11 protein-coding genes and 1 tRNA gene are annotated in these 11,903 nt (G+C 48.1%); all 12 read left to right on the forward strand.

Annotation, left to right across the window (positions count from 1 at the left end):
- The first annotated feature begins 97 nt into the window (after positions 1 to 97).
- The 12 genes from mfd (at position 98) to BK127_RS35630 (ending at position 11,845) form a co-directional block, all read left to right on the forward strand.
- Positions 98 to 3,619: a transcription-repair coupling factor gene (gene mfd / locus BK127_RS35575; RefSeq protein WP_076237303.1), complete on the forward strand. Its 3,522-nt coding sequence runs from the start codon at positions 98 to 100 to the stop codon at positions 3,617 to 3,619.
- Positions 3,606 to 4,739: a peptidylprolyl isomerase gene (locus BK127_RS35580; protein ID WP_076237304.1), complete on the forward strand. Its 1,134-nt coding sequence runs from the start codon at positions 3,606 to 3,608 to the stop codon at positions 4,737 to 4,739. Before mfd ends, BK127_RS35580 begins: the two co-directional genes overlap by 14 nt.
- 249 nt (positions 4,740 to 4,988) lie before the next feature.
- Complete coding sequence (spoVT, locus tag BK127_RS35585) at positions 4,989 to 5,531, forward strand: stage V sporulation protein T (RefSeq protein ID WP_076237306.1); 543 nt, start codon at positions 4,989 to 4,991, stop codon at positions 5,529 to 5,531.
- Positions 5,532 to 5,725: 194 nt separating this feature from the next.
- Positions 5,726 to 7,450 carry a putative polysaccharide biosynthesis protein gene (locus tag BK127_RS35590; protein ID WP_076237308.1) on the forward strand — a complete coding sequence of 575 codons (1,725 nt, stop codon included), beginning with the start codon at positions 5,726 to 5,728 and terminating at the stop codon, positions 7,448 to 7,450.
- A gap of 98 nt (positions 7,451 to 7,548) precedes the next feature.
- The gene (gene yabN / locus BK127_RS35595) at positions 7,549 to 9,045 is read left to right on the forward strand and encodes a bifunctional methyltransferase/pyrophosphohydrolase YabN (RefSeq protein ID WP_076237310.1); all 1,497 of its coding nucleotides are present in this window, start codon (positions 7,549 to 7,551) and stop codon (positions 9,043 to 9,045) included.
- Between the two features lie 83 nt (positions 9,046 to 9,128).
- Positions 9,129 to 9,401 carry an HU family DNA-binding protein gene (locus tag BK127_RS35600; RefSeq protein WP_076237312.1) on the forward strand — a complete coding sequence of 91 codons (273 nt, stop codon included), beginning with the start codon at positions 9,129 to 9,131 and terminating at the stop codon, positions 9,399 to 9,401.
- Positions 9,401 to 9,685, forward strand: a complete 285-nt coding sequence (locus BK127_RS35605; RefSeq protein WP_076237314.1) for an RNA-binding S4 domain-containing protein — start codon at positions 9,401 to 9,403, stop codon at positions 9,683 to 9,685. The genes BK127_RS35600 and BK127_RS35605 overlap by 1 nt, the downstream gene beginning before the upstream one ends.
- Before the next feature lie 99 nt (positions 9,686 to 9,784).
- On the forward strand, positions 9,785 to 10,069 hold the full coding sequence (gene yabP, locus BK127_RS35610) for a sporulation protein YabP (RefSeq protein ID WP_076237316.1): 285 nt from the start codon (positions 9,785 to 9,787) through the stop codon (positions 10,067 to 10,069).
- Positions 10,066 to 10,644, forward strand: a complete 579-nt coding sequence (gene yabQ / locus BK127_RS35615) for a spore cortex biosynthesis protein YabQ (protein ID WP_076237318.1) — start codon at positions 10,066 to 10,068, stop codon at positions 10,642 to 10,644. The genes yabP and yabQ overlap by 4 nt, the downstream gene beginning before the upstream one ends.
- Before the next feature lie 15 nt (positions 10,645 to 10,659).
- Positions 10,660 to 10,992, forward strand: a complete 333-nt coding sequence (locus BK127_RS35620) for an FtsB family cell division protein (protein WP_076237320.1) — start codon at positions 10,660 to 10,662, stop codon at positions 10,990 to 10,992.
- Between the two features lie 103 nt (positions 10,993 to 11,095).
- Positions 11,096 to 11,632, forward strand: coding sequence for a S1 domain-containing RNA-binding protein (locus BK127_RS35625; RefSeq protein ID WP_076237322.1), 537 nt, complete (start codon positions 11,096 to 11,098; stop codon positions 11,630 to 11,632).
- Positions 11,633 to 11,771: 139 nt separating this feature from the next.
- A tRNA-Met gene (locus BK127_RS35630) sits at positions 11,772 to 11,845 on the forward strand.
- Positions 11,846 to 11,903: the final 58 nt, after the last annotated feature.

The raw sequence follows: 11,903 nt of genomic DNA on the forward strand, positions 1-11,903 counted from the left end.
GGGGCCTCACCCGCAACTGGTGAAGCTCCTTATCCCCGTTTGCGGAGGATTTTGAAATAGGTATATGGGTTTAAATGGGTGAGAGGGGTGTACCGTTTTGCAGGCTTTAATACAAGCATTCTCCGCGGATCCTGATTTACAAAGTATCGTTTCGGGCGTTCGCTCGGGGATGAAGGAGCAATTATTATCCGGCTTGTCCGGATCCTCACGGCAGGTTATGCTGGCAGCCGTGTACGAGGAGCTTCAGCGGCCCTTGTTTATTGTCACGCACAATATGTTTTCCGCACAAAAAATATTTGAAGACTTGATAGAGTGCTTGCCCAGTGACAAGGTACTGCTATTTCCAGCCCAGGAGCTGTTGGCTGCTGAGACAGCCGTAGCGAGTCCAGAGATGCTTGCACAGCGGATTGATGCGTTGACGAGGCTTGCGGCAGATTTTCACGGTATCGTGGTTGTGCCTTATGCCGGGATGCGGCGGGTGCTGCCATACAAGGAAGACGTTGCAGCAGCCCGGATCACGATTCGAGTAGGTCAGCAAATCCCCATGGACGAACTGATTGTTCGTATGATCGGTCTTGGCTATGAGCGTGTGGAAAGAGTTGAAGCCAAGGGAGAAATGAGTGTCCGTGGGGGCATTATTGATTTTTATCCGTTATCTTCGCCTCAGCCGTATCGTATTGAAATGTTTGATGTTGAAATTGATTCGATTCGCAGCTTTGATATAGCGGACCAACGTTCGATTGATAAATTGAATGAGCTGGTCATAACGCCATGCCGTGAGATTGTTGCCGATGGAAAACGTTTACAAGACTCAGCTCAGCATGCGTCGGACCTTTTGCAGGCGCAGCTGGATAAAATGTCCGACCGTAATGCCAAGGATCGGCTGCTTGAGGGTGTTGGACATGAAATCGAAATGATGCGGGAAGGTAGCTTTTTCCCCGGCTTGTTCAAATATGTTTCTTTACTGTATCCAGAGCGCAAAACCTTATTGGATTACATGCCGCATGATTCGATTCTGCTCATAGACGAGCCAGCTCGTTTACTGGAAACAGCCAAACAGCTTGAGCGCGATGAGGCGGAATGGATGACGATGTCACTGCAGGATGGAAAAAGCATCCCAGCCCTTATTATTTCCAAGCCGTATGAAACGTTACTGCAGCGCAAGCCGTATCCGACCTTATATATGTCCCTGTTCCTGCGCCAGGTGCCGCAAACACAGCCGCAAAATATTGTTAATTTCATGTGCAGGGTGATGCAAAATTTTCACGGCCAAATGAATGTGCTCAAAAACGAGATGGAGCGCTGGAAAAAGTCTAACGCCAAGGTGCTCATACTGGCTAATGGCGAGGAGCGTGTGGAGCGGGTGCGCCGTGTATTGGCGGACTACCACATCGATGAGCCGACGATTCTTAATGGCAATCTGCAGACCGGGTTCGAGCTGCCTAATATTCATTTGGTTGTTATTACCGAAGGTGAAATGTTCACCCAGAAGCAGCGCAAAGTACGTAAGGTTGATAAGAAGATTGAAAATGCCGAGCGCATTAAGAGCTACCAGGAGCTGAAGCTGGGAGATTACGTTGTCCATGTCAATCATGGTATCGGTAAATTTGTAGGTATCGGGACCCTGGAAGTTGGCGGTATTCACAAGGATTATCTGCATATTTTGTATGCGGGTGGCGACAAGCTGTCAGTGCCTATCGACCAAATTGATTTGATTCAGAAGTATGTTGGCTCTGAGGAGAAGGAACCGAAGGTTTATAAACTGGGCGGTGCGGACTGGAATCGTGTGAAAAGCAAGGCACGTTCTTCTGTAGAGGATATCGCTGATGATCTGATCAAGCTCTATGCAGAGCGTCAGGCTACGACAGGCTACGGATTTAATCCCGATAGCACCTATCAACAGGAATTTGAAGGTATGTTTCCTTATGAAGAAACGTCGGATCAACTGCGGGCTATTAGTGAAATCAAGGAAGATATGGAGAAGCCGCGGCCTATGGATCGACTGCTTTGCGGCGATGTTGGGTACGGGAAGACCGAGGTCGCCATTCGAGCAGCCTTTAAATCAGCAATCGACGGCAAGCAAGTGGCCGTACTGGTACCAACAACTATTTTGGCACAGCAGCATTATGAGACCTTCCGTGAGCGTTTCTCGGGTTATCCTTTCAATATTCAGGTATTGAGCCGTTTCCGTTCCAAGAAGGATCAAGCGGAGACGATGAAGGGAGTTAAAGCTGGAACCGTTGATATTGTTATCGGGACGCACCGCTTGCTATCGGCTGACGTGAAGTTTAAGGACCTTGGGCTGCTGGTTGTCGATGAAGAACAGCGGTTTGGCGTTTCCCACAAAGAAAAGCTCAAGCGTCTAAAAACGAATGTGGATGTGCTGACATTAACAGCAACGCCGATTCCACGTACGCTGCACATGTCGATGTTGGGTGTCCGTGATTTATCCGTTATCGAGACCCCGCCAGAGAATAGGTTTCCTGTGCAGACATATGTTGTGGAACACAATACAGGACTTGTTCGTGAAGCAATTGAGCGAGAGCTTGCACGTGAAGGACAGGTATACTATCTGTTCAACCGTGTCCAGGGTATCAATCAAATGGCTGAGCAAATCTCGATGCTCGTTCCAGATGCACGAGTGACGGTAGCACATGGCCAAATGTCCGAGCATGAGCTGGAAAAAACAATCCTCGACTTTTTGGATGGAGAGTTCGATGTTCTGGTGTCTACCAGTATTATCGAAACGGGTGTGGACATCCCGAATGTTAATACCTTGATTGTACATGACGCAGACCGGATGGGCTTGTCTCAGCTGTATCAGCTTAGAGGACGCGTAGGACGCTCGAATCGAATTGCGTATGCTTACTTTACGTATCAACGGGACAAAGTATTAACAGAGATCGCTGAAAAGCGGCTGCAGGCTATAAAAGAGTTTACAGAACTTGGATCAGGGTTTAAAATTGCGATGAGGGATTTGTCCATCCGCGGCGCAGGCAATTTGCTCGGCTCGGAGCAGCATGGTTTTATTGCCTCGGTTGGTTTCGATTTGTATTCACAAATGCTGGGTGAGGAAATCGCCAAGCGTAAGCATGAAATTACTGGTGAAGCGCCTGTGGTCCAAAAGCCGTGGTCAACCGTATTGGATATACAATTAGATGCGTACATTCCTGGGGATTATATTTATGATAGTGTACAAAAAATTGAAATTTACAAAAAGGTAGCGGCTCTCAAAACGTTAGATGAAGTTGCCGAGCTACATGACGAGCTTGTAGACCGTTTTGGCGACCTGCCGCAGGCGGTGCACCATCTGCTTGCTGTTGCCAGATTGAAGGTATACGGTGCTATGTATGCCATCGAAACGATTTCACAAAAGGCTGCCGATTATGAGATCAAGATTCATGCTGATCAAACCCCTAATCTGGATGGTCAGGCTTTAGCCGCATTGGCAAGCGAATTTGATCAACGATTCAAGCTGATAGCGGGTCCGCAAATTCATATCCAGCTCAAGGGTAAAGGTTTACAGCCAGAAGAATCCATCGATCTGCTCGAAAGGTTTCTGGTACAATATAAGCGAGCTTTGAAATCGAAGGGAGAATTACAGAATGTTATCAATTAAATGGAATCGTGCAAAAAAGGGTTTAATTACTTTAGCGACAGTCATGACAGTAGCGGCAGTAGTCGCAGGCTGTGGAGGGGATAAAGCAGGAACAGGAGCAGCGCCAGCTCCAACGGGAACGCCAGCAACACCAGCAAAGGGTGATGCTAGTGAGGTGCTCGTTACTTATAAAGATGGTGGCAAGGTAACTCGTGGCGAGTTCGATACGTTTGTCAATATTAACACCTTTTTCTATAAGGAATATGCGCAATACAAAGAAGATCCGGCATTTCAGCAGGATATGATGAAGCAACTGGTTACGTTCAGAGTATTGTCTGCGCGTGCCGATGATAAGGCCAAGGCTGAGGCGGATACAAAAACCAAGCAACAGGTTGAGCAAATTAACACATATCTTGGTATGCAAGAAGGCGGGATGGAGAAGCAACTGAAAGACGCTAATCTGAACGCCAAGGATATTGAACAGTTTATTGGACGCAGCATGCTCGCCATTTCGGCCCTTGAATCCAAGGTATCCGAACAGCAGGTAAAAGACGCGTATGACAAGAAACTGGCTGCCGACAAAAACATCTATGATATTGCTACAGTATCCCATATTTTGGTGGGAACATCGGATGCGGCAACAGGCAAGGAGACCAGAACCAAGGAAGAGGCTATGAAGCGTGCAAAAGAAGTGCAGGACAAGCTGAAAGCTGGCGGTGATTTTGCTGCACTGGCATTGGAATATTCTGACGACCCGGGTTCAAAAGATAAAGGCGGAAAGTACGAAAATGTCGAGCTTTCGATGTGGGTGCCTGAGTTTAAGAAGGCTGCAGCTGAGCTGCCAATCAATCAAATAAGCGATCCCGTTGAAACGAGCTATGGCTATCATATTATGAAAGTCGAATCACGTAAGACCAAAACATATGACGAAGTGAAAGAAAGTCTGCGTTCGGAAGCAGCAGAAACCCAAGTGTATGATTTTGTGGAAAAAGAATTGCCGACCTTAATTGAAACCAATACACTGCCGACGCCTACACCACCACCGGCAGCAGCACCAGCACCAGCACCAGCACCAGCACCAACTGCACCAGCAGCTCCACCTGCTGAAGCACCAAAAACAGAGGCACCAGCAGCAAAGTAATATATTACCAGGGTACCCCTAAGGGTACCCTGTTTTTATTTCACAATTATGGACATAATGTAAACAACGGCGCCCCAAAGTTACATAGCTGAAAAAACGGTCGTCTGAATAATAGCCTCACATGCATAAACTGCTGGGAATGAATGAATACTATGGTTACTTAGTCGAATCCCCATTTGATGTTAGGTATAGAACAGATTCAAATCCAGCAGTATTTAACTCCTCAAGGGAAGCGAGGCATCTAGAATCATGAAAGCAACTGGAATTGTTCGTCGTATTGACGATTTAGGCAGAGTGGTTATCCCCAAAGAAATTCGCCGCACGTTACGGATCCGGGAAGGGGACCCGCTGGAAATTTTCGTTGATCGTGATGGGGAAGTGATTTTGAAAAAGTATTCCCCTATCGGTGAATTGGGTGATTTTGCAAAGGAATATGCAGAATCCTTGTACGAAAGCACCAATCATACGACCATGATTACGGATCGGGATAACATCATAGCGGTTTCCGGCGGATCCAAAAAGGAATACTTGGAAAAACAGGTCGGTCCTCTCGTGGAAGCGTGTATGGAAAATCGTAAGACCACTCTCGAAGGTGAAGCAGGACAATACGAATTGATCAAGGATCTCCATGAAGCCTACTCCTCATATGTAGTAGCGCCTATTATCGCAGGCGGCGATCCGATCGGTGCGGTTATCTTGTTGAATAAAGATGAACAGGTCAAAATGGGGCAAATGGAAACCAAGATGGCAGAAACGGCTGCTGGGTTTTTAGCTAAGCAAATGGAACAATAGGTTGTAAAATAGTTTAAATAACAGGTCCCCTTATTAACGTAGCTTGTTGAGACGTTGGCTAGGGGGCTATTTTTGATGAATGTTAATGTGTTATCGACAGGGGACTTCGGTAGTATTGGACCAACGAACCGATGAGAGGCGGACGCATGCATGTGCTATAATAAGGGGGATTGATGAGACGAAGGGGAAACGGAATGAACAGTAAGCAAAAGCTTCAAGGTACCGAAAAGCCGATAGGATCGATGCTTTTAAAAGGAGCGGTCGTTCTTGGACTTGCTACAATCGTGTCCAAGCTAATTGGAACCATGCAAAAAATCCCGCTGCAGAACATGGCTGGCGATGCGGTATTCGGTATTTATAATGCGGTATATCCTCTATACATTTTGATTTTGTTTTTGGCGACAGCTGGTTTTCCGCTTGTTGTGTCCAAGTTTGTATCAGAGCAAGTCGCCATGCAGCAATATGAAGAAGCGCGCCGCGTACTGAGGATAGCCTCTTACGTATTGATTGTTTCAGGTTTCGTCTGTTTCCTGCTGCTTTTCTTCAGTGCGGATTGGCTGGCGGAGCTGATGGATGCAAAGCAGACGAGTTTGGCGATTCGCAGTGTGTCATTTGCGCTGCTGCTGGTACCGGTTATGTCAGCGCTTCGTGGCTATTATCAAGGTTACCAGAATATGATTCCTACAGCAGTCTCTCAAGTTATCGAGCAAACGGTTCGGGTAGCAACCATGTTTGGTTTACTGCTATTATTTATGCATTGGGGCTACGGGGCTGATTGGATTGCTGCGGGTGCTACCTTCGGATCAGTTACAGGTGCTGCTGCTGGTCTTATCGTTATGCTGGTTTACCATCAAAAGGATAAGCGGAAACACGGCAAACGGGAACAGGCTGATGTAGGATGCCCTATGATTCGTGAAGCAGAACAACCGCACCAATTGGACGATCCGCACACATTGCAGAGTCGGCAAAGCAGGGAAAGCGATTGGATTCTGGTCCGAAGGCTGCTGCTGTATGCACTGCCAATTTGTCTGGGAACGATTTCTCTGCCTATTCTAACTTTGGTCGATTCCTTTACATTGCCGCGTTTACTAAAGCTCTATGGGTTGGATGAGACAGGAGCCCTTTATCAATTTGGATTGTACAATCATGGAATGCCGCTTGTACAATTGGTTGCAATGATTGCATCCTCGATGTCGGCGGCTCTTGTTCCCTCCATTGCGGCTGCCAAGCTTCTTTCCGACCCAGAGATTCTGAGAAACCGTGCAAGTGTAGCGCTTCGGTTGACCTGGGTAATCGGACTGGCGGCTGCGGTTGGTTTATCGCTCTTGGCTGAGCCACTGAATCTGATGTTTTACAAAAGCACTGATGGTTCTCTTGCGATGAGCCTGCTTAGCCTTACGGCACTGTTCAGCACGCTTAACATTATCGCAGGCAGTGTGCTGCAGGGCTTCGGCGCCGTCGTAGCTCCAGCGCTGTACCTGCTCGCCGCCGCGGCGGCCAAGATCGCGGCGAACGCCGCCCTCGTGCCCCATTGGGGCATCGATGGCGCCGCGCTCGCGGCTGTTGGTGCATACGCGCTCGCAGGCTTGCTGGCGCTCGCGCACGCGCTGCGCGCGACCGGCGTCACGCCGGCGGTCGGCCGTGCCGTGATCAAGCCGCTGCTCTGCGTCGGCTTGATGGCGGCAAGCCTGCTCGCCGTGACGCACGGCTTACCCGCGCTGCTGGGCGCGCTTCCTGTGGCTCTGCCCCCAAGGGGCTTAGCCACAACGGTCGCACTCGCAGGCGTAGCGGTTGGCGCGCTCGTATACATACTCGCGCTGGTTCGCCTCGGCGTTGTTAGCGCCGCCGAGCTGGAGCAAATCCCCAAGCTGCGAGGCAAGCCGCTCGCGCTTCTGCGTAAAGTCGGATTGCTGCGCTAAGCGATAAATCCGCTTCGGTTCATCCTGAATCAAAGAGATTTTCATGATTTCAGTTAACGGCGACACCCCTTATTTATCCATTGGAGGCGAATAGTATCATGAAACCCCATATTATCATTATAGGCCTTGGGTCGGGCGATGAAGATCAGTTGACACTAGGAATATGGAAAAAAATTCAAGCTGCTGACAAGCTGTATCTGCGTACGGATCAGCATCCGATGGTCCAGATGCTGACACGCAACGGAATTGCCTACGAGTCGTTTGATGCTGTTTACGAAAGCCATGATCAGTTCGAGCAGGTGTACGAAGCGATAACCGCTGAGCTGCTGGCTAAGGCCAAGGCAGCTGCTTCTGCCGATGCTTCAGCAGGAGAAATTGTGTACGCTGTACCTGGACATCCGATGGTGGCCGAAAAAACCGTCCAGCTGTTAAGGGAGCGATGTCCGGAAGCGGGCATTCAGCTGACACTGCTGGGTGGGGAGAGTTTTCTCGATCAAGCCTTCCTGCGGCTTGGCTTTGATCCAATAGAAGGCTTTCAGCTGCTGAATGGATCGGATCTGTCGGTGTACAGCCTGAATCCGCTGCTGCACACCGTCATTACTCAGGTATACGATACCCTCAGTGCCTCTGATGTCAAGCTATCGCTGATGGAATTGTACCCGGATGAGCATGAGATTGTTGTTGGACATGCCTTGGGTGTGGCGGGCGAGGAACGTATTCACCGCATCCCGCTGTATGAGCTGGACCATCTGCAGGATTTTGGCAACCTCTCTTTGGTGTGGGTTCCAAGAAGCGAACAGGAAAGGCTGCGGAATCGTACCTTTGCCCGCCTGCATGAAATTGTCGATATTTTGCGGAGTCCTGAGGGCTGCCCGTGGGATCGGGAGCAGACGCATCAATCGCTGCGTAAAAACCTGATCGAGGAAGCCTATGAGGTGCTGGAAACCTTTGATGAAGAGGATACAGACCATATGGCTGAGGAGCTGGGCGATTTGCTGCTGCAGGTCATGCTGCATGCACAAATCGAGGCCGAGGAGGGCAGCTTCAACGTCTGGGACGTTATCGCTGGTCTCAATGAAAAGCTGCTTCGCCGTCATCCCCATGTGTTTGGTGCTGCTCAGGCGGATAATGCCGATGAGGCCCTTGTTAATTGGAACCAGATCAAGCAGGAGGAGAAGCGCAAGAAGGGGATCGATCCCGATCAGCTTCCGCTGCTTTCCGGAGTGCCTCGTGAGCTGCCTGGCCTGATGAGAGCCTACAAGCTGCAGAAGAAGGCAGCAGCTGTCGGGTTCGATTGGAGCCGGTTGGAGGAAGTTATCGAAGTCGTGGAATCAGAGCTGTTGGAGCTTAAGGAAGCGATTGCGTCTTTATCCAAAACCGAACAGCAGGAAGAACTGGGTGATCTGCTGTTTTCTGTCGTCAATCTGGCCCGATTCCTGAAAATTGAGCCTGAGGAAGCCATGAGTACGGCCAATCGTAAATTTTTTAACCGTTTTGGTTATATTGAGCAGCAGGTACGATTAAAGGGTCGAAAATTGGAGCAAACTGATTTACAAGAGATGGAAGCCTTATGGCAGGAAGCAAAAAAAATATAAAGATCGAAGGCTTTTAGCAGGATTTTCCTGAGGCATCAAGAATACATACCAATAAGCTTTATTTTGAGGAGGAATATATAACGATGAATAAAACAGATTTGATTACGAATATTGCTGAAAAAAGCGGACTGAACAAGAAAGATGTGGAAACCGTCCTGAATAACTTTTTAGGTGAAGTTACGGATGCGCTTTCCACTGGTGACAAAGTCCAATTGATCGGATTTGGTACTTTTGAAACGCGTAAGCGTTCTGGACGTACTGGACGTAACCCGCAAACGGGCAAAGAAATCTCAATCCCAGAATCGACTGTACCGGCTTTTAAAGCAGGTAACAAGCTTAAAGAAGCGGTAAAATAATGCGTCTTGATAAGTTCCTTAAGGTATCGCGGTTGATCAAACGACGGACAGTGGCCAAGGATGTATCCGACCAAGGACGTGTTTGGATCAATGACAGAGATGCCAAGCCGAGCAGTGCGGTGAAGGTCGGGGACGAGCTGAAAATCCAATTCGGACAGAAAAGTATCACGGTTCGCGTGGAACAGCTTTCCGAATCTACCCGCAAGGAAGATGCAGCCCACATGTATACACTGCTCAAAGAGGAAATGCACAAAACCGAATTATGGCAAGGCCAGAGAGACTGATCTTTCAGTCTCTTTTGTGTTCTAAATGTGGACATCCCCCCATATGTGTAGAGTATACAAGCTTTGCAGACAATCAAAGCTGATGGGAGGGATCGGTTCATGGCCATTGAGCAGGGAAAAGTAAAACGACAAGAAATCAAAATGCTCAACCGCAAGCTGCTTGAGGTGTCCGGTGTTTTAAACGTGGAGAGCTTCGATAGTGAGGAATTTATGCTGGAGACGGACTATGGCTTTCTTAGAATCAGAGGACAGAACCTGCATATCAAGAACCTCAGTCTGGAGCAAGGATTCGTCGTCATAGAGGGCTTGATTAATGAGCTGCTGTATGTGGATGCGAATGCACAGGGGAAGCCTAAGGGATTATGGGGCAAGATGTTTAAATGACGCTGGAGATGCAATTTGCCACGATGGGTACCATGCTGCTGGGAGGTCTGTCGCTCGGGGGATTGTTTGACTTGTATCGGGTGCTTGCCCATCATTTAAGGGCTCCTCGTTATGCCTACTATGTGTTGGACCTCGTATTCTGGATTATCGGGACCTTGCTTGTTTTTAAATTGCTGTATGACATCAACTGGGGTCAAGTTAGACTGTTTATATTTATCGGTCTGCTGGTAGGGGTTATCGTCTATTTCTGGTTGTTCAGTGGAATACTGATAAAATGTTTGCAGTTTCTTATCCGCATGGTGAAAATTGTGTTTCATTGGGTGGCACAATTGGTTAATATACTCATGATAAGACCCGTTGTGCTGCTTTTTAGAGTAATCATCATATTTTTTGGATTTTTATCGGCAATAGCTATTTTCCTGTATCAAGTTATGTTACAATTACTATACACTGTGTGGAAAATAGTTAGATTTTTAACATTCCCACTAATAAGATATGTTCGTGCTCAAATAGGTAACAATACAACCGTTCAAACGATGGTAAAGTTCATTCGTCGGTTTTTTCATCGGACGTAGGAGGATTCTCAAACGATGCGAGCTGTCTCCATAACAAGCAACAATACGAAACCAAATAATAAAGGCTCTTTCCGCAGACGCCGCTTGGTCCTGATTGTTCTTGCTTGCTTTATGAGCTGGGCTGGCGTAACCTTGTGGAATCAGGTAAGTAAGCTTGGTGCCAAAGATGAGAGAATGAGCTCTTTGCAGCAGGAGCTGGATGAGACTCGGAAAATCAATGAAGCAACGAAGCGTGAAATTGTCCGATTGAATGATCCGGAATACGTTGAACAAAAAATTCGAAAAGAGCTGCATTATGTGAAGCAAGGGGAAACATTATTTTATGTGCCCAAAGAGCTAAAGAAATAGGTTTATGCAAGAAAGCTTTGGTTGACCGTATTGCAGCGTGTACGTTATAATCTCCATTGTTGAAGTCTTTTGTTAACTATTTAAGGGAGGAACATTTTACTTTATGGCAATTGAAGTGGGCAGCAAGCTGGAAGGCAAAGTAACAGGCATTACTCATTTTGGGGCGTTTGTTGAGCTTCCAGAGGGTGGTACAGGTCTGGTGCACATTTCGGAGATCGCAGACAACTATGTAAAAGACGTCAACGATCATTTGAAATTGAGCGACGTGGTAACCGTCAAAGTTATCAATGTCGATAAAGACGGCAAAATCGGTTTATCCATCAAGCAAGCAGTTGACAAACCCCCTGAAGCGCCAAGACCTCAACGCTACGAACGACCAGCTGGTAGTTCCAGTGGCGGCGGTATGGGTGGCAGCGGCGGAAGTGGTGGAGGCGATCGTGGCGGTCGCAGCAGCGGAGGCGGCGGTGGATTTGGAGGCCGTGGAGGCGATCGTGGAGGCCGTGGAGGTAAACCTCCAGTAGGCAAATTAACGTTCGAGGACAAGGTTTCGCGTTTTTTAAAGGATAGCGAGGAACGCATCTCTTCCCTGAAGAAGAACACGGAAGGGAAACGTGGAGGTCGCGGCGCTAGACGCGATTAAATATAGTAAGGTGATGAAGCTGTATGAGCGAATTGCTTATGCGGCTTTTTTGTTGATTGCTGTCTGATGCACCCTGTTTGTCAGAGCTAAACCAAGCTTGACAATCAGGCCAAGCCTGTTATATAGTCATACATGTTGTGGCGGTGTAGCTCAGCTGGCTAGAGCGTACGGTTCATACCCGTGAGGTCGGGGGTTCGATTCCCTTCGCCGCTATTGCAAGAGAACAAAAGCATCTTGCCGAGACTTGCTGTCCGGTGGGGTGTTTTTTTGC

This window comes from Paenibacillus sp. FSL H7-0331 (assembly GCF_001956045.1).

Coding starts and splice junctions, on each gene's coding strand:
- BK127_RS35580 (WP_076237304.1), top strand. CDS start 3,606: ATGTTATCAATTAAATGGAATCGTGCAAAAAAGGGTTTAATTACTTTA.
- spoVT (WP_076237306.1), top strand. CDS start 4,989: ATGAAAGCAACTGGAATTGTTCGTCGTATTGACGATTTAGGCAGAGTG.
- BK127_RS35590 (WP_076237308.1), top strand. CDS start 5,726: ATGAACAGTAAGCAAAAGCTTCAAGGTACCGAAAAGCCGATAGGATCG.
- yabN (WP_076237310.1), top strand. CDS start 7,549: ATGAAACCCCATATTATCATTATAGGCCTTGGGTCGGGCGATGAAGAT.
- BK127_RS35600 (WP_076237312.1), top strand. CDS start 9,129: ATGAATAAAACAGATTTGATTACGAATATTGCTGAAAAAAGCGGACTG.
- BK127_RS35605 (WP_076237314.1), top strand. CDS start 9,401: ATGCGTCTTGATAAGTTCCTTAAGGTATCGCGGTTGATCAAACGACGG.
- yabP (WP_076237316.1), top strand. CDS start 9,785: ATGGCCATTGAGCAGGGAAAAGTAAAACGACAAGAAATCAAAATGCTC.
- yabQ (WP_076237318.1), top strand. CDS start 10,066: ATGACGCTGGAGATGCAATTTGCCACGATGGGTACCATGCTGCTGGGA.
- BK127_RS35620 (WP_076237320.1), top strand. CDS start 10,660: ATGCGAGCTGTCTCCATAACAAGCAACAATACGAAACCAAATAATAAA.
- BK127_RS35625 (WP_076237322.1), top strand. CDS start 11,096: ATGGCAATTGAAGTGGGCAGCAAGCTGGAAGGCAAAGTAACAGGCATT.